Origin of the sequence: Azorhizobium sp. AG788 (assembly GCF_943371865.1) — a bacterium.
GTDB lineage: Bacteria > Pseudomonadota > Alphaproteobacteria > Rhizobiales > Xanthobacteraceae > Azorhizobium.
The window spans coordinates 103,143-122,296 of the sequence record NZ_CALRWL010000012.1 but is presented as its reverse complement, the minus strand read 5'-3'; the positions used below and the strand labels follow the sequence as shown (position 1 = coordinate 122,296).

13 protein-coding genes and 1 other RNA gene are annotated in these 19,154 nt (G+C 67.3%); 4 read left to right on the top strand and 10 right to left on the bottom strand.

The genetic code is table 11. The features are described from left to right. The 8 genes from AAG816_RS09800 to AAG816_RS09765 form a co-directional block, all read right to left on the bottom strand. Positions 1 to 2,441: autotransporter domain-containing protein (locus AAG816_RS09800; RefSeq protein WP_341989419.1), on the bottom strand; the 2,441-nt coding region annotated here is incomplete at its 3' end. A gap of 256 nt (positions 2,442 to 2,697) precedes the next feature. Beyond that, on the bottom strand, positions 2,698 to 3,354 hold the full coding sequence (locus AAG816_RS09795; protein ID WP_341989418.1) for an NUDIX hydrolase: 657 nt from the start codon (positions 3,352 to 3,354) through the stop codon (positions 2,698 to 2,700). Then, positions 3,351 to 4,982 carry an ABC transporter ATP-binding protein gene (locus AAG816_RS09790; protein WP_341989417.1) on the bottom strand — a complete coding sequence of 544 codons (1,632 nt, stop codon included), beginning with the start codon at positions 4,980 to 4,982 and terminating at the stop codon, positions 3,351 to 3,353. The genes AAG816_RS09795 and AAG816_RS09790 overlap by 4 nt, the downstream gene beginning before the upstream one ends. Before the next feature lie 14 nt (positions 4,983 to 4,996). Beyond that, complete coding sequence (locus AAG816_RS09785) at positions 4,997 to 6,151, bottom strand: ABC transporter permease (RefSeq protein WP_341989416.1); 1,155 nt, start codon at positions 6,149 to 6,151, stop codon at positions 4,997 to 4,999. A gap of 1 nt (position 6,152) precedes the next feature. Continuing rightward, positions 6,153 to 7,262: a microcin C ABC transporter permease YejB gene (locus AAG816_RS09780; RefSeq protein ID WP_341989415.1), complete on the bottom strand. Its 1,110-nt coding sequence runs from the start codon at positions 7,260 to 7,262 to the stop codon at positions 6,153 to 6,155. Positions 7,263 to 7,310: 48 nt separating this feature from the next. Then, positions 7,311 to 9,236: an extracellular solute-binding protein gene (locus AAG816_RS09775; protein ID WP_341989414.1), complete on the bottom strand. Its 1,926-nt coding sequence runs from the start codon at positions 9,234 to 9,236 to the stop codon at positions 7,311 to 7,313. Next, positions 9,233 to 11,071: an extracellular solute-binding protein gene (locus tag AAG816_RS09770; protein WP_341989426.1), complete on the bottom strand. Its 1,839-nt coding sequence runs from the start codon at positions 11,069 to 11,071 to the stop codon at positions 9,233 to 9,235. Before AAG816_RS09770 ends, AAG816_RS09775 begins: the two co-directional genes overlap by 4 nt. A gap of 268 nt (positions 11,072 to 11,339) precedes the next feature. Beyond that, positions 11,340 to 11,927 (bottom strand): cytochrome c family protein, encoded by a 588-nt coding sequence (locus AAG816_RS09765; RefSeq protein ID WP_341989413.1) that lies wholly within the window; start codon positions 11,925 to 11,927, stop codon positions 11,340 to 11,342. 199 nt (positions 11,928 to 12,126) lie between these two features. On the opposite strand from AAG816_RS09765, the gene AAG816_RS09760 reads away from it, so the two are divergent. Further along, entirely contained in the window at positions 12,127 to 12,888 is a 762-nt protein-coding gene (locus tag AAG816_RS09760; RefSeq protein ID WP_341989412.1) for a 3-deoxy-manno-octulosonate cytidylyltransferase, read from the top strand. Next, positions 12,885 to 13,736, top strand: coding sequence for a prephenate dehydratase (locus tag AAG816_RS09755; protein ID WP_341989411.1), 852 nt, complete (start codon positions 12,885 to 12,887; stop codon positions 13,734 to 13,736). Before AAG816_RS09760 ends, AAG816_RS09755 begins: the two co-directional genes overlap by 4 nt. A 23-nt stretch (positions 13,737 to 13,759) precedes the next feature. Here AAG816_RS09755 and AAG816_RS09750 read toward each other — a convergent pair whose 3' ends face one another. Next, a complete protein-coding gene (locus AAG816_RS09750) occupies positions 13,760 to 15,595 on the bottom strand; it encodes a solute carrier family 23 protein (RefSeq protein ID WP_341989410.1) in 1,836 nt (611 codons plus the stop codon). An 85-nt stretch (positions 15,596 to 15,680) separates the two neighbouring features. Then, positions 15,681 to 16,622 (bottom strand): NAD(+) diphosphatase, encoded by a 942-nt coding sequence (gene nudC, locus AAG816_RS09745; protein WP_341989409.1) that lies wholly within the window; start codon positions 16,620 to 16,622, stop codon positions 15,681 to 15,683. 257 nt (positions 16,623 to 16,879) lie between these two features. Here nudC and ffs point away from each other — a divergent pair. Continuing rightward, an RNA gene (gene ffs, locus AAG816_RS09740) (signal recognition particle sRNA small type) lies at positions 16,880 to 16,977 on the top strand. A 169-nt stretch (positions 16,978 to 17,146) separates the two neighbouring features. Then, the gene (locus AAG816_RS09735; RefSeq protein ID WP_341989408.1) at positions 17,147 to 19,111 is read left to right on the top strand and encodes a DNA polymerase III subunit gamma/tau; all 1,965 of its coding nucleotides are present in this window, start codon (positions 17,147 to 17,149) and stop codon (positions 19,109 to 19,111) included. Positions 19,112 to 19,154 lie beyond the last annotated feature (43 nt).

The window sequence follows — 19,154 nt, the reverse complement described above, 5'->3', positions numbered from 1 at the left end:
ATGAGCTGGTTCTGGCTGAACAAGGTGGTGCCGAGCGAGGCCTGGGCCTCGCCGGAGAGCAATTGGAACGCGCTCTGGGCCGAGGCCACCGTGCCGGTGATCAGCGCCTGATAGAGCGCCGTGCCGCTGCCGCCCGCCTGCACCGCAGCGGCGGCATTCCGGGCATTGGCGGTGGTGGTGACGCTGGCGAAGCTCACATCATTGCGGTTCAGCGCCAGATAGACGTCATTGGCGTCATAGCTCAGCACCGGGGTGAGGAAGGCCATGTTGGAGCTGACCGACCCGAACGTGCCCGAGACGCCGCCCGCCGAGGTGAGGATGGTGTAAGGCTGGCTGAAATTGCCATAGCTGCCGGAGAGCGCCTGCACCGAAACCGTCGCGCCGGAGGACAGCGTGGTCTTGCCGGTGACCGCGAGGCGGTCGCTGGCGCCGGCGCTGTTCACCGTCACCGCATAAGTGGAGCCGCTGGCGAAGCTGGCCGCGCCGTTCACGTTCAAGGTGCCCAGCGTGCCGGCGGTGAGGCCGGGGGAGATGGTGGAGCCGGACGCCGCCGCCAGGCCGCCGATGGTGCCGGTGCCCGCCAGCAGCGACCCGGAGCCGCTGACCGTGACGAAGGACGAGGCCAGCGAGGCATTGTTGAGGGTCAGGCTGGCGCTGGTGACCGTGGTGTTGCCGGAGAAGGTGGTGGTGCCGGTGAGCGACCAGGCCGAGCCGGACTGGATGTCCAGGAACTCGAAGCCCTGGTAGGTGGCGGCATTGCCCAGCAGATTGAGGTTGAAGCTGCCGGCCACCTCGCCGAGGCGCAGGGTGTCAGTGCCGCCCTGGGCCATCACCGCGCCGGTGACGCTGGAGCCGGCCTCATAGACGAACAGATCGTTGCCATTGCCCATGGCCACCGCATAGGTGGTGCCGGTGATGGAGCCATAGTTGACGATGGTGTTGCTGAAAGTGCCGGCGGCATTGACGATCTGGATGCCGTAGCCGTTCAGGCCCTGGATGGTGCCGTAATTGGTGACGCTCATCGCGCCGAAGATGTCGCCGCTGTTGCTGTTGTCCGCCAATATGCCGTTGTTGGCGCCGGAGATCAGCGCGGTGCGCGCGCTGGCCGAGCCGTTGACGATGGTGCCGCCGCCGATGGCGATGCCCTCGCTGGTGCTGGGCTTGGTCTCGCCCGGCTTGGTGCCCTTGGAGCCCAGGGCCTGGATGGTGCCGTAATTGGTGATGGTGCCGATGCCGTCGATATCCACGCCGTCGCCATCGCCGAAGCTGGCGGCGGCATCGAACGAGCCGGTGATGGTGCCATAGTTCAGCACCGAGCCGGTGCCGTTGGAATTCACGCCCGAGCCGTTGCGGCCGGTGATGCTGGCCCCGGCATCGTTGATGACGGTGATGTTGTCGGTGAGGCCGGAGGCCTTGATGCCGTGATAGGCGCCCGAGATCACCCCGCCGGCATAATTGTGCACCGTTCCGGAGGCGCCGTCGAACTTGACCGCGGAGAAGTTCTGCACATCCGCCGAGGTGGTGGTGTAGTTCGAAGAAATGGTGCCGTAATTGTTCACCACCGTATTCATGCCGGCCTTGATGCCGTCATTGTCCGAGGCGGTGATCAGGCCGGTGGACTGGTTGGTGATGGTGATCTTCAGATTGGGCGAGACCAGGTCGCCCAGATCGATGCCCTGGCCACCCGCCGTGGAGCGGATGGTGCCGGCATTGTCGATGACAATCACCGCCGCCGAGGTGCTGCCCGCATTGCCGGCGATCTTGATGGCGTCGTCCGTGCCCGAGATCAGGCCGGTGGCGGTGTTGGTGAGGGTGAACGACGTCAGGGTCTCGATATTGCTGGCACTGTCGAACTTGATCGCCCGCTTGCCCGCGGTGGTGGTGGCGATGGTGCCGGAATTGGTCAGGGCGATGGTGCCGCCGCCCAGGCGCACCGCGTCCGAGCCGCCCGAGCCGCTGGCGAGGATGCTGCCGGAATTGTTGATGGTGACCGAGGCCGAGGTGGCGGTGGCCTTGTCGAAATCCAGCCCCTGGCCGGTGGTGGAGGAGATGGTGCCGCTATTGGTCAGCAGCAGCGTGCCCGAGGCGAAGGTGCCGTTGATGCGGAAGCCGTCATCGGTGGCGGTGATGGTGCCGCTGTTGTTCACCGTGACCAGGCCGGTGACGCCGGAGACGGTGTCCAGCGCCCGGTTGCCGGAGGTGATGGCGCCCACATTGGTCAGCACCAGATTGGTGCCGACGCCGAAGCTGACGCTGCTGGCGGTGGTGGCCAGCGTGCCGCCGGCGGCAATGGTGCCGGTCTGGGTGCCGGTCAGGCTCTGCGCCGTGGTGGTGGTCGAGCCGCTGGTGATGCTGAAGCTGGCCGCCAGCACCGGAACCGGCGCGCAGGCGAGCGCGCAAACCAGGGCAAGCCGCGAGGCGGACGACGTCAGACCGATCATGTGCGCAAATCCCCCAAATCCCACCGCGCTCCCTACGGGCGGAGCGTGACACTTGGGTGACAGTTCCCGGACCACGGCCGGGTGGCGGGCCGAGGCGCGGGCCGGGCCTCCGGATCGGTGGCGATCGTGGTTTGCGTGGCACAGGTAAGAGGCCGGGCGTGCTACTTCCGCGTGTCGGTTCGTGTCATGCCGCGTTCACACCCAGCGTGTCGTGTGACACCGGGGACGTCGTGGGGAATTGCGGAGCGAAACCGGTTTATTCCGCCGCGACCGGCGCCCACTTGGCCTGCCAGGCCCGCCCCCGTTCGGCGACCTCGTCCCGGTGCAGCGCCACCCACATCAGCCCCATCCGCAGATAGCCATTGGCCAGATGGGCGCCGCTGTCCAGGGTCGCCAACGCCTCGTCCAAGGGCACCAGGAAGGGCCGGATGACCTCGGTTTCTCCTGCGGCGCCCGTATGTTGCGGCAGATCGGTGGCGTCCACGAAGGCCAGGAAGAAATGCGCCAGTTCGTCCACCGCGCCCGGCGAGACCAGGCAGGTGAACAAAGGGTGGACCTCATGGGGATCGAGCCCGGTCTCCTCGATGCACTCGCGCCGCGCGGTGACCACGGGGTCTTCGCCCGGCTCGACCATTCCCGCTGGAATTTCAATGAGTTCCCCGCGTCCGGTGGCCACGTGGGCGGTGAGCCGGAACTGCCGCAGCAGCACGATGGCCTGCTGGGCCGGGTCGATGGCGACGATCCCCACCGCCCCGCCCACCCGCAGGATCTCCCGGGTCTGGCTGATGGTCGGCGCGCCGGGGGTATGCAGCGTGAGACGATAGGATTCAAACCGGCGAAACCCTTGATAGATCAAGGTGTCATTGAGGATTTCGATCCGCGCCACGGCATCTTCGAGCGGAAGCTTGGTCACTGCGCGGTCACTCCCGCATGGGTGGTGTCGAGATTGAAGGCGGCGGCGAACAGCGCCTTCGTATAGGGCTCCTTCGGATGCTCGAACACCTCGCGGGCGGGGCCTTCCTCGACCATTTTTCCGTTGCGCATCACCAGGATACGGCTCGCCAGGGCCGACACCACCCGCAGGTCATGGGAGATGAACATATAGGTCAGCGACCTCTTGCGCTGGAGCGCCCGGAGCAGATCGACGATCTGCGCCTGCACCAGCATGTCCAGCGCCGAAGTGGGCTCGTCCAGCACCACGAACGACGGCTCCAGCGCCATGGCCCGGGCGATGGAGATGCGCTGGCGCTGTCCGCCTGAGAATTCATGGGGATAGCGGAAGCGGCTGTCCGGATCGAGCCCCACATCCTCCAGCGCCGCGATCACCCGCGCCTCGCGCTCATCGATGGTCAGGGCCTTCTGATGCACCAGCAACCCCTCGCCCACGATGTCGGCGATCGACATGCGCGGCGAGAGCGCCCCGAACGGGTCCTGGAACACGATCTGCATATGCGCCCGCAATGGCCGCAGCCCGGCAAAGCCGAGCCCGTCCACCCGCTCGCCGAGGAACAGGATCGGCCCCTTGCTGGAGATCAGCCGCAGCAAGGCGAGGCCCAGCGTGGTCTTGCCGGAACCCGATTCTCCAACCACCCCAAGGGTTTCCCCTTCATGGATGGCGATGGTGATGCCGTCCACCGCCTTCACATAGCCCACCGTGCGCCGCAGGATGCCGCGCTTGATGGGGAAGTGGACCTTCAGGTCTTCGGCCGCCACCACCACCTTGGCGTCCGGCGCGGCCGGGGCCGGGTCGGGCTTGGGCTCGGCCTTCAGCAGCGCCTGGGTATAGGGGTGCTGCGGGTGCTGGAAAGTCTCCTCCGCCCCGCCCTGCTCGACGATCTCGCCCTTCTGCATCACGCAGACCCGGTCGGCGATCTTGCGCACGATGCCCAGATCATGGGTGATGAACAGCATGGCCATGCCGAGGCGGGCCTGCAACTCCTTGAGAAGCTTCAGGATCTGCGCCTGGACGGTGACGTCCAGCGCGGTGGTGGGTTCGTCGGCGATCAGCAGGTCCGGCTCATTGGCGAGCGCCATGGCGATCATCACCCGCTGGCGCTGACCGCCGGAGAGTTGGTGCGGATAGGCACCCATGCGGCTTTCGGGATCGGGAATGCCCACCTCATGCAGCAATTCCAGAATGCGCGTGCGCGCCGCCGCGCCGGACAGGCCGCGATGCAGGATCAGCATCTCGCCGATCTGCTGGTCGATGGTGTGCAAGGGATTGAGCGAGCTCATGGGTTCCTGGAACACCATGGTGACTTCATTGCCGCGCACGGCGCGCAACTCGCGTTCTGAGGCGGTGAGCAGGTCGCGCCCCTTGAAGATGATCTTGCCCGAGGGGTGGCTGGCGGCGGGATAGGGCAGCAATTTCAGGATGGAGAGGGCCGTCACCGACTTGCCCGAGCCGCTCTCTCCCACCAGGGCGACGGTCTCGCCGGGCTTGACGTCGAACGACACATGCCTGACCGCCAGCGCCTCGCCATTGGGCCGGCGAAAGGCGACGGAAAGATCCTGCACGGACAGGAGGGGAGCGCTAGTCATGGGGCCTGTCTCCCTCACTCGAAGGTCTTGCGGGGATCGAAGGCGTCGCGCACCGCTTCGCCGATGAAGATCAGCAGGCTCAGCATCAGGGCCACGGTGAAGAAGCCGGTGAGGCCCAGCCAGGGCGCCTGGATGTTGGATTTGCCCTGCGACAGCAACTCGCCCAGCGACGGCGAGCCCGGCGGCAGGCCGAAGCCGAGGAAGTCCAAGGCGGTCAGGGTCATCACCGAGGAGGACAGGATGAAGGGCAGGAAGGTCAGCGTCGCCACCATGGCATTGGGCAGCAAATGCCGCAGCATGATGGTGAAATTGCCCACGCCCAAGGCGCGGGCGGCCTGCACATATTCGAAATTGCGCGCCCGCAGGAATTCCGCCCGCACCAGCCCCACCAGGGAGACCCAGGAGAACAGCAGCAGGATGCCCAGCAGCACCCAGAAACCGGGCACCAGCACCGAGGAGATGATGAGCAGCAGATAGAGCGCCGGGATCGAGGTCCAGATCTCGATGAAGCGTTGCGACAGCAGATCGACCCAGCCGCCGAAATAGCCCTGCACCGCGCCGGCGGCGACGCCGATCACCGAGGAGATCAGCGTCAGGGCCAAGCCGAACAGTACCGAGATGCGGAAGCCGTAGAGCAGCCGGGCCAGCACGTCGCGGCCCTGGTCGTCGGTGCCCAGCCAATTGTATTCCAGGCCCGAACAGCCGTTGACGCCCTTGCGCTCGGCCACCGTCTTGCACTGCGCTTCCGTGAGCATCCAGGTGGGTGGGGAGGGGGCCGGGGTCGGCAGGTCGAGATTGTGGGTGTGGTAGCTGAAATGCACCGGCGGCCAGAGCATCCAGCCGCCCTTCTCCGCGATCAGCTTCTGCAGATAGGGGTCGCGATAATCCGCCTCGGTCTCGAAGTCGCCGCCGAAGCGGGTTTCGGGATAGGCGCGCAGGACCGGGACATAATAGCCGCCGTCATATTCCACCAGGATCGGCTTGTCGTTGGCGATGAACTCGGCGAACAGGCTGAGCACGAACATCACCATGAACAGCACGAACGACCACCAGCCCCGCCGGTTGTGGCGGAAGTTGGTGATGCGGCGCTGGTTCAGCGGCGAGAAGAACGGGCGCTTCTTCAGGGGAGGCGCGGCCAGGGGGACGATGGTGTCCAGGGTGGTGTCCATGTCACACCTCCCGCGTGTCGAAATCGATGCGCGGATCCACCAGCATGTAGGTGAGATCCGACAACAGGCCGATCAGCAGCCCGGCCAAAGAGAAGATGTAGAGCGTGGCGAACACCACCGGATAGTCGCGGTTCAGCACGCTCTCGAAACCCAGCAGGCCCAGCCCGTCCAGAGAGAAGATGGTCTCGATCAGCAGCGAGCCGGTGAAGAAGGCCGAGATGAAGGCGCTGGGAAAGCCGGCGATGACGATCAGCATGGCGTTCCGGAACACGTGCCGATAGAGCACGCTGCGCTCGGTCAGGCCCTTCATGCGGGCGGTGGTGACATATTGCTTGCGGATCTCTTCCAGGAACGAATTCTTGGTCAGCAGGGTCATGGTGGCAAACGCGCCCAGCACCATGGAGGTGAGCGGCAGCACCAGATGCCAGGCGTAATCGGCGATGCGCGCCGGCCAGGACATCTGGCTCCAATTGTCCGAGGTCAGCCCGCGCAGCGGGAACCAGTCCAGGAACGAGCCGCCGGCGAACAGGATGATCAAGAGGATGGCGAACAGGAACGAGGGGATGGCGTAGCCCACGATCACCACCGCAGAGGTCCACACGTCAAAGCGCGAGCCGTCGCGCATGGCCTTGGAGATGCCCAGGGGGATGGAGATGGCATAGGTGAGCAGGGTCATCCAGAGGCCGAGCGAGATGGAAACCGGCAGCTTCTCGCCGATCAGCTTCAGCACCGAGATGTCGCGGAAGTAGGAGCGGCCGAAATCGAACCGGGCATAGTTCCAGATCATCAGAGCGAAGCGCTCGGCGGGGGGCTTGTCGAAGCCGAACTGCTTCTCCAGCTCCTTGATGAAATTGGGGTCCAGGCCCTGGGCGCCGCGATATTTGGAGGCATCCGCCCCGCCGCCGGCACCGGGCGCTGCGGCCCCGCCGGCGAAATCGCCGCCGCCACCGGAGACGCGGGCAGTGGCCGAGACGTCATCGCCGGTCAATTGCGCGATGACGCGCTCGACGGGCCCGCCGGGCGCGAACTGCACCACCACGAATGAAACCAGCATGATGCCGAGGATGGTGGGCACCATCAGGGCCACGCGGCGAACGATATAAGCGAGCATCGGCTCTCCAGAACACGACCGGACCGTGCGGTATGCGGGCGCGCCGCGTCAACCGTCCTTTTGCGCCGGGGCCGGCGCGGATGCGGGATCGGCCACGCCTTGCGTCCGCCACCAGGTATCCAGCGCACCGCGATCATATTTGGGTTTGACCGGCGGGCGCGAGAACACGTCCCAATAGGCGATCCAGAACGAGGCCTTGTTCCAGTGCGGCACCCAATAGCGCCCGGCCCGCAGCACCCGGTCCAGGGCGTGGCAGGCGGTCACCAGTTCCGGCCGGGTCTGGGCGGCCAGGGCGTCGGCGATCAGGCCGTCGATGACCTTGCTGGAAATGCCCGACAGATTGTTGGCCCCCGGCGTGCGCGCGGCCTCGCTGCCGAAATAGGCCCGCAGTTCCTCACCGGGATTGAGCGAGACCGAATAGCGCCGGGTGACGATGTCGAAATCAAAGTCCTTCAGCCGGGACTGATATTGCGCCGGGTCCACCAGCCGGAAGCTGGCGTCGATGCCGAGGATCTTGAGATTGCCGATGAAGCGCGAGGTGTGGCGCTCCAGGCCGCCGTCATCGTCCAGGAACTCGATCTGCAGCGGCGCGCCCTTGGCGTCCACCAGCCGGCCCTGCTGGATCACATAGCCGGCGTCCTTGAGCAGGCCGGCGGCGCGGCGCAGCAGGGCTCGGTCCTGGCCGGAGCCGTCGCTGACCGGGGGCACATAGGGCTCGCCGAACACGTCCGGGGGCAACTGGTCGCGGAACGGCTCCAGCAGCTTCAGTTCGGCGGCGGAGGGCTCGCCCTTGGCCATGAGGTCGGAGTTCTGGAAGAACGACCACGTGCGGTCATATTGGCCGTACATGAGGTTCTTGTTGGTCCATTCGAAATCGAACGCCAGCCCCACCGCCTCGCGCACCCGCGGATCGGCGAATTTCGCCCGGCGGGTGTTGAAGAACCAGCCCTGCGCGCCCGACGGGGTCTCGTCGGGCAACACCTCGCGCTTGACGCGGCCGTCCTTGAGCGCGGGAAAGTCGTATTGGGTCGCCCAGGCGCGGGAGGTGAATTCCTCGCGGAACAGATAGGCATGGGCCTTGAAGGCCTCGAAGCCCACTTCCCGGTCGCGGAAATACTCGAAGCGCAGGGTATCGAAATTGTAGCGGCCGCGGTTCACCGGCAGATCGGCGGCCCAATAGTTCCGCACCCGATCATATTCAATGTACCGCCCCACCTCGAACCGGCCCACCTTGTAGGGCCCCGAGCCCAGCGGCGGATCGAGGGTGGTCTCCTCGAACTTGTGCTTCGCGTAATAGGCCTTGGAGAAGATCGGCAGGCTGGCGGCATAGGTGGGAATGTCGCGCGGGCGCTGGGCGGTGAAGGACAGCACCACGGTGCCCGGTCCATCCGCCTCCGCGCCGGTGAATTCCCGCAGCGCCTGGCGGATGAGCGGATGGCCCTGGGCCTTCAAGGTGGTGAGCGAGAAGGCCACATCCTCGGCGGTGAGCGGCGAGCCGTCGGAGAAACGGGCTTCCGGGCGCAGGCGGAAGCGATAGGTACGGCCATCGTCGGAAATGGCGACGGCGGACGCCAGAAGCCCATAGACCGCATCGGGCTCGTCGGCAGCGCGCACCATCAGGCTGTCGAACACCAGCGCGAGGCCCTGGGCGGCATCGCCGCGCAGGATATAGCCATTGAGCGAATTGAAGGTCTGGAACGACTGGTTATAGGCGGCGGTCGGGCCGATCTGCGAGAAGGTCCCGCCCTTGGGCGCGGCCGGGTTCACATAGTCGAACGACCGGAAATCCTTGCGATATTTCAACTCCCCGAAGGAGGAGAGTCCGTGCCGCTCCTGCATGACGGCTGCCGGAGCGGCGGGCGTTGCCGGCGCGCCTTGGGCGAAGGCCGCACCGGGCAGCAGCGCCAACGCGCCGCCGCCGGCCGCGAGACGCAGCACCGTGCGGCGATCGCAAGCCCCCGCGCCGTGGCTCATTTCGCCTCTCCGACCTTGGCGGCCTTGTCCGCATCCCACCACCAGATGTCGGGGAACTCATAGGAATATTGCGGCAGCACCGGGGGATGGGCGAAGCGGTCCCAGCGGGCGGTGCGGGTGTAGCCCAGCGTCCAGGCGGGGATGACATAATCGTTCCACAGCAGCACCCGGTCGAGGGCGTGGGTGGCGGCCACCAGTTGGGCGCGGTCGCTGGCGTAGATCACCTTGTCCACCAGCGCATCAACCGCCGGGTCCTTGATGCCGCCGAAATTGCGCGAGCCTTCGCGGTCGGCGGCCTCCGAGCCCCAATAGTCGCGCTGCTCATTGCCGGGCGAGAGCGACTGGCCCCAGCCGGTGATGATCATGTCGAAATCGCGCGCCCGCACCCGGTTCACATATTGCGAACTGTCCACCAGCCGCACCGAGACCTGGATGCCGAGCCGCTCCAGCGCCGGCTTGTAGAACAGCGCCACGCGCTCGAAGGCCGGGCTGGCCAGCAGGATCTCCAGGGTGAAGGCCTCGCCCTTGGCATTGACCAGTTGCTTGCCCTTCACCTCCCAGCCCGCCTGCTTCAGCAGGTCGGCGGCCTGGCGCAGATTGGTGCGGCGCGACTGTTCGGAGGGGGTGTCGGGATTGGTGTAGGGGGCGGTGAACACGCCCGCGGGCACCTTGTCCTTCACCGTATTGAGGATCTCCAGCTCGGCGCCGGCGGGCACCCCGGAGGAGGCCAGTTCGGTGCCGGAGAAATAGCTGGAGACGCGGGTGTATTGGTCGAAGAACAAGGTGTGGTTCATGCCGTCGAAATCGAGGGCATAGTTCAGCGCCCGGCGCACCCGCGGATCCTGGAACTTGGCCCGGCGCAAATTGGGGATGAAGGCCTGCATCATGCCGGAGGCGCGGTTCTCGAACATTTCGAGCACCACCTTGCCCTCCTTGCGGGCGGGGAAATCATAGGCGGTGGCCCAGTTCTTGGCCGAGGTCTCTACCCGCCAGTCATACTGATCGGCCTTGAAGGCTTCGATCTCGACGGTGTCGTCGCGGTAATATTCGTAGCGGATCTCGTCGAAATTGTTCCGGCCCACGTTCACAGGCAGGCTCGCGCCCCAATAGTCCTTCACCCGCTCATAGGCGATGGTGCGGCCGGGGACGAAGGACTTGATCTTGTAGGCGCCCGAGCCCAGCGGGGCTTCCAGAGTGCCCTGGGTGATGTCGCGCTTCTTGCCGGTGCCGTCGGTGCCGGTCCACCAATGCTTGGGCAGCACCATCATCTCGCCGACGATCTGCGGCAATTCGCGATTGCCGCCCTGGTCGAAGGTGAAGGTCACCTCGTTGTCGCCGGTCTTCGCGGCGCTTTTCACATGGCGATAATAGAACGCCTGCTGCGGGTTGTTCTTGGTCAGCACGTCGAACGACCACACCACGTCGTCCGGGGTGATGGGGGTGCCGTCCTGCCATTTGGCCTGCGGGCGCAGGCGATAGGTTACCGAGGAAAAGTCGGCAGGATAGCTCAGCCCCTCGGCGATGAGGCCGTAAGCGCTGGCGACCTCGTCGCGGGACTGGGTGGTCAGGGTGTCATAGATCAGGGTGATGCCGGCGCCCGGCGTGCCGCGCGGGATGATCACATTGAAGCTGTCGAAGGTGCCATCGGCGCCGAAGCGCACCACGCCGCCCTTGGGGGCGTTGGGGTTCACATAGTCGAAATGCTTGAAGTCCGGCGGATACTTCGGGTCGCCCATGAGCGAGGCGGCGGCCCGGAATGGCGCCTGGGCCGGCTGCGCCAGAGCCGGGGCGGCGCAGGCGAGAAAAGCGGCGGCGACAGCGAGCCTGCGGACCATCAGATGCATCGGGCACTCCGGTATGCGCACCCGCCAGACCGGGCGGGTAAGGGATAGCCGCATATCGGCCCTGACGCGACGGCAGAAACAAGGCAGGCGCGGCTGTTCACGCACCCTGCGCCCCGCGACCGGAGCCGATTTTCCGCGGCGGATAAGAAAATGGGCCGATCCTCGCGGACCGGCCCATGGTGTGACAATTGCGTGAGACCCGCCAGCGTCAGTCGCGACAGGGGTGATTCGCCCCTCGTGCCGCGCTCACGTCAGGCCATCACTTGGCCGGAGCTGCCGCCGGCTTGGCGTCCGCCGGAGCCGCGGCCGCTTCCTTCGGGAAGGGCAGCGGGCTGTGGGACAGCGTGTTGAGATAGGCGATCAGGTCGGCGCGCTCGCTTTCCTTCGGAATGCCGGCGAACGCCATGGCGGTGCCGGGCACGTAGCCCTTGGGATTGGTGAGGAAGGCGTTCAGATCGTCGAACGTCCAGTCCCCGCCTTTGGCGGTCAGAGCCGCCGAATAGGAGAAGCCGGCGACGCTGGCCTTCTTGCGACCCACCACCGCATAGAGATCCGGGCCGACCTTGGCGCCGGCGCCCTCGACGAAGTTATGGCAAGCGCCGCAGCGCTTGGCGACATTGGCGCCCTTTTCCACCGAGGCGGTGGGCAGGAGCTGCGCGATCGGCACATCGGCGGCCTTGGCCGGGGCTTGCGCCTCGGTGGGGCCTTCCGGAACGGCGATCTCATAGCCGGGCTTCGCGGGAGCTTCAGGCGCAAACAAGATTTCGGAGACGATGCCGAGGCCGATTGTCAGCGTCAGGGTGCCCAGCACTGCACCCGCGATTTTGTTCAATTCAAAACTGTCCATCGGCGCTTCGCTCCCCGGAGCCCCTCAACGTCGCAACCAAACGCGCGTTCGAAAAACATGGTTTTCCACGCGGAGCCCCGCGCAGCGGATCGGAACTAATCACTTTGATTGGGCGGGCGCAACCCGTATAAGGCGCGCCCCAATGCCACGTTCCCCGGCGCCTTTTTTGCCGGCGGCTTTTTCAAAGGTCGGCGATCCCATGGCGGGTTCCGAAGTCCTGGTGCTCATTCCAGCCCGCATGGCGGCGAGCCGGCTGCCCGGCAAACCCTTGGCCGACGTGGGCGGACGGCCGATGATCGTCGAGGTGGCGCGCCGCGCCGCGGCGGCCGGCATCGGCCGGGTGGCCGTGGCCACCGACGCCGCGGAGATCGCCGATGCGGTCCGCGCCGCCGGCTTCGAGGCGGTGATGACCCGCGCCGACCACCCCTCCGGCTCCGACCGCATCTTCGAGGCGCTGGGTGTGCTGGACCCCCATGGCGCGGTGCGAATCGTGGTCAATGTGCAGGGCGACCTGCCCACCATTGCGCCGCAGACCATCCGCGCCGCCTTGGCCCCGCTGGCGGAGACCGACGCCGACATCGCCACCCTGGCCGCGATCATCACCGAGCCCCACGAGCGCACCGACCCCAATGTGGTCAAGGTTGTGGGCACGCCCATAGCCGCCGACCGCTTGCGGGCGCTCTATTTCACCCGCGCCACCGCGCCGTATGGCGAGGGGCCGCTCTATCACCACATCGGGCTTTATGCCTATCGCCGGGCCGCGCTGGAGCGGTTCGTGTCGCTACCACCCTCGCCGCTGGAACTGCGCGAGAAGCTGGAGCAATTGCGCGCGCTGGAAGCGGGCATGCGCATCGACGTGGCGGTGGTGGATGCGGTGCCCCTGGGGGTGGATACCACCGAGCATCTTGCCCGCGCCCGCGCGCTGCTGGCGGTCGAGGGCCAATCAGGAGAACAGGCATGAGCCGCCGCATCGTGTTTCAGGGCGAACCGGGCGCCAATTCCCATATCGCCTGCCAGCAGGTCTATCCCGCCTATGAGGCGGTGCCCTGTCCCACCTTCGAGGATGCCTTCCTGGCGGTGGACGGGGGCAGCGCCGATCTGGCCATGATCCCGATCGAGAATACGGTCGCCGGCCGGGTGGCGGACATCCACCATTTGATGCCGCGCTCGTCGCTGCAGATCGTGGGCGAGTTCTTCCTGCCGCTGTCGCATCAATTGATGGCGGTGAAGGGGGCGAGCCTGTCCACGGTAAAGACCGTGCAGAGCCACGTGATGGCGCTGGGCCAGTGCCGCAAGGCGATTCGCACCCTGGGCCTCACCGCGGTGGTGGGCGGCGACACCGCCGGTTCCGCTCGCGAGATTGCCGACGCCGGCGACATCACCCGCGCCGCCATCGCCCCGCGCCTGGCGGCGGAGATCTACGGCCTGGAGATCCTGGCCGAGAATATCGAGGACGAGGCCCACAACACCACCCGCTTCGTCATTCTCCAGCGCGAGGCGGATTGGGCGGCGGCGGGCAACGGGCCGGTCATGACCACCTTCCTGTTCCGGGTGCGCAACGTGCCGGCGGCGCTCTACAAGGCGCTGGGCGGGTTCGCCACCAATGGGGTGAACATGACCAAGCTGGAATCCTACCAGGTGGATGGCGAGTTCACCGCCACCCAATTCTATGCGGACGTGGATGGCCACCCGGACGATCCGGCCCTGAAGCTGGCACTGGAGGAGCTCTCGTTCTTCTCCCGCGAGGTGCGCATTCTCGGGGTCTATCCGGCCAACCCGTTCCGCTTTACCCGCGGTCCCAAGGGCTGAGCGCCGCCACCACGCGCTGCGCTTCAATGGTCGAAGCGCAGCGCCACGCGGGAGCGGCCGCCGGTCTGGCCGAAGGTGACTCGGTCGGAGAGCCGCTGGAGCATATAGGCGGCGAACGAGGCCACCTCCTTGGCGTCCCCCAGCAGCGCTTCGGGCGCCGGGCGGGATTTGGGCGCCTCCATGGGGGCGCCATCATACAGCAGATAGACGTCGAGATGAGTCTCGTCGAAGCGGGCGCGCAGCTCCACATCGCCCTCGGCAATGCCGTTGTCGTGCAGCATTTCCAGCGCCTGGGCGGTGACCGGAATGGCGGCGGCGATCACATCGCGGCGCGCACCCCACAGATCGCCCTGGCGCTCCAGAAAGTCGCGGGCGGTGGTGAAGGGGTTGTCACCCAAAGCCACCTTGATCCCGCTTTCGCGCGAAATGCCGATCTGAAACAAAAGATTGAGCACGATGGCGGTGCAGGCGGACACGCTCATGGGCGTCGACACCAGCGGCTGCGCCCAGAGCGGAAATTGCCCCTTGATGGGCAGCAAGGCCACCGCCAGCCCCGCCAGGATCGATAATCCCACCAGGAACACCCGCCGCTCGCTGAGCCGGCGGGAGAGCACCAGTTCCATGCCCGCCACCAGCAGATAGGCGGTGGTGTAGAGCAGGATGCCGCCGATCACCGGCGAGGGAATGAGCGTCAGGGCGATGATCGCCTTGGGAAAGAAGGCGGTGGCGAAGATCAAAGATCCGGCGACGATGCCGATGATCCGGGCCGTGGCGCCGGTGGCAAAGGCCAACCCCACCGCCGAGGATGACAGGCCGGATTGGAAGCCGGAGGTCAGGCCGTTGAGCACATTGGCGATGCCGCAGGTGGTCACGGCCCGTCCCGCCGCGCGCATGTCGGCGCGGCGCCAGTCGGCGTCGTTCATCTTTTCCAGCGAGACCGTGACGCTGAGCACGTCCACCAGATTCATCATGATCATGATGGCGGCCAGCGGCAGCAGGCTCGGCTCGATGGCCAGCGACGGCAGATGCACCTGCGGCAGCGCGATCCAGGCGGCGGAGGCCAGCACCGCCGCGCTGTCCGGGCGCTCCAGGTGCAGATAGGCCGCCAGCGCCCAGCCGGCCGAGGCGCCGATCAGCACCGCGAACAGTTTCAGGCGCCGGGGCGCGAACACCGTGACCGACACGATCAGCGCCACGGTGAGCAGGCTCACCAGCAACGGCGCGGTCGCCACGGTGAGGTTGCCGGCGGACAAGCCCATGGCCCGGCGCAGGGCGGGGTCCGCGAGCGAGACGCCCAGCATGGTGACGGCCACCCCACACACCTCCGGCGGCAGCACCACCCGCAGCGGCCGCACCAGCCGGGCGACGAACACTTGGCTGACCCCGATGAGCAAGGTGGTGGCCGCCATCAGCCCGACCCCACCCAAAGCCAGGGCCTGGATGGCCAGGGGCAGGGCGCCGGGGGAGGGCACATGCACCGCCAGATAGCCGCTGCCGAAGCGCGAGCGCGCGCATTGCAGCACCGTGGCGAGGCCGATGCACATGGCGCAGGCGGTGAGCATGGCGTGGATCTGCGTTTCCGGCAGGTGCGCCTCGGTGGCGGCCACCAGAGGATAGATCAGGAAGGTCAGGGCCAGCATGGCGTGCTGGCCGGACAGTGCCACCAGGGCGCCGGCAGGCACCTTGTCGTCCAGGCCATAGACCAGATTGGTCGGGCGCCGTCGGGCGCGTGGCGCGGTGCCGGGCTCCGCGATGACGAAGTGGCGCAGCGGGCGCAGGGCGCGGGTGATTCGGCCCCGAAGGCTCCCGCCCGTGTTCCTCGCCGCAGACGTGGCGCCACTTTTTCCTTCGGATGTCACGGAGACCCCTGCGCCTGCGCGGCTCAAAACCGCGTGGTTTGACTGTGCAATGGTGCCGAGAATAAGCCGCCGCGCAAGCGGGGCCTCAGACCGTCTGGCCTTCCACGAAGGCGCGGATCAGATGGTGGGCGATGGCCACCGGCGGCGGCACGAACAGCCCGCTGGGATGGGTGCGGGTGAGCATGGCGGCGGCTTCGGCGCGGGTGAACCAGCGGGCGGCTTCCAGTTCCAGCGGATCGATCACGATGTCGGTGGAGATGGCTTCCGCCAGACAGCCGATCATCAACGACATGGGGAAGGGCCAGGGCTGGGTCTGGCGATAGGCGACGCGCCCGGTGGCGATGCCGGCCTCTTCCAGGGTTTCGCGCCGCACCGCGTCCTCGATGGTCTCGCCGGGCTCGACGAAGCCGGCCAGGCACGACCACATGTCCGGGGCAAAGCGCGGCTGGCGGCCCAGCAGGCAACGGTCGCCCACATAGGTCAGCATGATCACCACCGGGTCGGTGCGGGGAAAATGCTGGCCGCCGCAGGACGGGCAGTCGCGGCGCCAGCCAGCCTCGATCATCCGCGTCGGGGTGCCACAGTTGGAGCAATAGCCATGGCGGGTGTGCCAGGCGCCGAGCGCCTTGGCGCAGGCGATCGGCCCCAGATGCCGGGGCGCCACCATGCTCCCCACGGCGATGGTGCGCAGATCGCTCACGAACAGGCCCTTGGCCTCCAGGGGCTCGCGGTTTTCCGGCGGAAAGGTCAGGCCGAACCGGGGCGCGCCATTCTCCAGCCCGAGGAACAGCGGCGATACGCCGCCCAACTCCCGCGCGGTGGGCATGTCGAACAATGGATCGTGCCAGTCCGCGCCGGCCACCGGGCGGGCAACCACCAGTTCGCCACCGAGCAGATAGGCGCGCGCATCCGGCTGCTGCGCCAGGGCGGCGGCTTCACCGCGCCGAAGCGCGGCACGATCCAGCGGACTGTCGGTATAGCCGAGGGCCGGCCAGGGGCCGAGTTCGGAAGAGGAGGATGAGAACATGGGGCCTGGAGAGGGAGGCAAGCAGGTCCAGGGACCGTGGCACGGGCGCCGGACAGAGGCAAGCTATGAACCTTGGCGGGATCGCGCGCAGGCCTTGCCGTCCTTGCGCTCCTGCCGTTAGGGCATGCGGTGGGCGGATGGCCGATGCGCCGCATTGCCCGGCTCGGAGGCGCGGTTTCGCGCACCGCTATGCACAGCCATTCACAGGGGCCGCGCCCCCGCTTGCCAAACCCGCGCGAGCGGACGATATAGGGGATGGGAGGTTGGCGGTGGACGAGCCACTCGCCAACCGGGTCAGGTCCGGAAGGAAGCAGCCCCAACGAGCCCGTCTCGGGTTGCCGATCAGCCTCCCACCTTTCGCTTTTGCGCTGGGTTACATGCCGCGACCGTCTTGAGGACGTTCCGGCCACCGCCTTTGGCGATGCCGGTCCTCATGCGGAAGGCGCGGACGCTGCCGGTGGATTGTCGCTCTCCCCGTCCGATCCCCCTGCCGCATTCCTCGTTCGGGATGCTATGAAGGCGCCATGAGCGCCGATCTCCCCGACGACATGCCAGCATTCGACCTTGGTGCCCCTCCGGCCGTCGCGCCGCCGCGTGCCGAGGCGCCGCCTCCCGCGCCAACTGCGCCGCCTGCGATCGAGGCCCCCGCGATGGCGCCCGTGGTGAGCGCCGCTCCCGCCGCTGCCCCGCCCGTTCTGGCTCCGCCCGCGATTCCTCCGGCTCCCGCCACTGCCGCCTCCACGCCCTATCGGGTGCTGGCGCGCAAATACCGGCCGCAGAATTTCGACGATCTGATCGGCCAGGAGGCGATGGTCCGCACCCTGTCCAATGCCTTCACCTCGGGGCGGATCGCGCAGGCTTATATCCTCACCGGCGTGCGGGGCGTGGGCAAGACCACCACCGCCCGCATCCTGGCTCGTGCGCTGAATTATGAGCCCATGGAGGGCGGCGGCGGGCCGACGCTGGACCTGTCGGTGATGGGCAAGCACTGCCGCGACATCATCGAATCCCGCCATGTGGACGTGATGGAGATGGACGCCGCGTCCAACACCTCCATCAACGACATCCGCGAGATCATCGAAGGCTCGCGCTATCGCCCGGTGATGGCGCGCTACAAGGTCTATATCATCGACGAAGTGCACATGCTCTCCACCGCGGCCTTCAATGGCCTGCTGAAGACCCTGGAAGAGCCGCCCGAGCATGTGAAATTCATCTTCGCCACCACCGAGATCCGCAAGGTGCCGGTCACTGTGCTCTCCCGCTGCCAGCGCTTCGACCTGCGGCGGGTGGAGGCGGGCGTGCTGGCCAGCCACCTGTCGGGCATCTGCGCCAAGGAAGACGTGGCGGTGGAGGCTGAGGCGCTGTCCATCGTGTCGCGGGCGGCGGAAGGCTCGGTGCGCGATGCGCTCTCGCTGCTGGATCAGGCCATCGCCCATGGCGGCGGCGCGGTCACCGGCGAGGAGGTGCGCCGGCTGCTGGGACTGGCCGACCGGGCGCGGGTGATCGATCTGTTCGACGCGCTGATGCGGGGCGACATGGCCCGCGCGCTGGCGGAATTCCGCGACCAATATGATTCCGGCGCCGATCCGGCGGTGATCCTCACCGATCTGGCGGAATTCACCCATCTGGTCACCCGGCTGAAGATCGTGCCCGACAGCGGCGCCGACGCCGCTCTGGTGGAAGCCGAGCGACTGCGGGGCACCGAGATGGCGCAGGCCTTGTCCATGCGCATCCTCTCCCGCGCCTGGCAGATGCTGTCCAAGGGCATCGCCGAGGTGCAGCAGGCGGCCAAGCCCGCCCAGGCCGCCGAAATGGTGCTGGTGCGCATGGGCTATGCCGCCGACCTGCCCACCCCGGACGAAGCGTTGCGGCAATTGAAGGATCAGCCGGCGGGCGCGGCGCCTGCGGCGCCGTCCCAGCCCCGGCCGCCGTCGTCCGGCCCGTCCGGGGGCGGCTCGGGCGGTGGCGCCCGGCTGGCCCTGGCGACCCAGTCCGACCCCATGCCGGTGCGGGTGGTGGCCCAGCCGGTGGTGGCGGCGGGGCCGCAGCTCGCCAGCCTGAAGGACGTAGTGACGCTCGCCAGCCATAACCGCGATCTCATGCTCAAGCACGCGGTGGAGACCTACGCCCGCCCGGTGCATTTCGAGGAGGGGCGCATCGAGATCGCGCTCGGCGCGGGGGGCAGTGCCACCTTGGTGCAGGATCTCTCCCGCAAGCTCGGGGAATGGACCGGCCGGCGCTGGCTGGTGTCGCTGTCCTCGCGGGAGGGCGGGCCGACCCTGGCGGAACTGGCCAAGGAGCAGCGCGAGCAGCGCGAGGACGGCATCCGCGCCAATCCTTTGGTGGCCGCCGTGCTGGCGCACTTTCCCGGCGCCCAGATCGTCGACGTGCGCACGCGGGAGGAGGTGGCCGACCACGCCCTCGCTCCGGTGGAGGATGAGACCGGCGCGGACCTGGACGAGGATGGCGGGCTGTCACCGTTCGATTGAGCGGGGGTCGAAGCTGTGCGCCGTTCTGTGGCTAGGTGGGGGT

What these genes read in the sequence shown, in the direction of transcription:
- nudC (WP_341989409.1), bottom strand. Translation starts at nt 16,622, where the DNA reads ATGTTCTCATCCTCCTCTTCCGAACTCGGCCCCTGGCCGGCCCTCGGC.
- AAG816_RS09765 (WP_341989413.1), bottom strand. Translation starts at nt 11,927, where the DNA reads ATGGACAGTTTTGAATTGAACAAAATCGCGGGTGCAGTGCTGGGCACC.
- AAG816_RS09770 (WP_341989426.1), bottom strand. Translation starts at nt 11,071, where the DNA reads ATGGTCCGCAGGCTCGCTGTCGCCGCCGCTTTTCTCGCCTGCGCCGCC.
- AAG816_RS09780 (WP_341989415.1), bottom strand. Translation starts at nt 7,262, where the DNA reads ATGCTCGCTTATATCGTTCGCCGCGTGGCCCTGATGGTGCCCACCATC.
- AAG816_RS09735 (WP_341989408.1), top strand. Translation starts at nt 17,147, where the DNA reads ATGAGCGCCGATCTCCCCGACGACATGCCAGCATTCGACCTTGGTGCC.
- AAG816_RS09790 (WP_341989417.1), bottom strand. Translation starts at nt 4,982, where the DNA reads ATGACTAGCGCTCCCCTCCTGTCCGTGCAGGATCTTTCCGTCGCCTTT.
- AAG816_RS09760 (WP_341989412.1), top strand. Translation starts at nt 12,127, where the DNA reads ATGGCGGGTTCCGAAGTCCTGGTGCTCATTCCAGCCCGCATGGCGGCG.
- AAG816_RS09785 (WP_341989416.1), bottom strand. Translation starts at nt 6,151, where the DNA reads ATGGACACCACCCTGGACACCATCGTCCCCCTGGCCGCGCCTCCCCTG.
- AAG816_RS09775 (WP_341989414.1), bottom strand. Translation starts at nt 9,236, where the DNA reads ATGAGCCACGGCGCGGGGGCTTGCGATCGCCGCACGGTGCTGCGTCTC.
- AAG816_RS09755 (WP_341989411.1), top strand. Translation starts at nt 12,885, where the DNA reads ATGAGCCGCCGCATCGTGTTTCAGGGCGAACCGGGCGCCAATTCCCAT.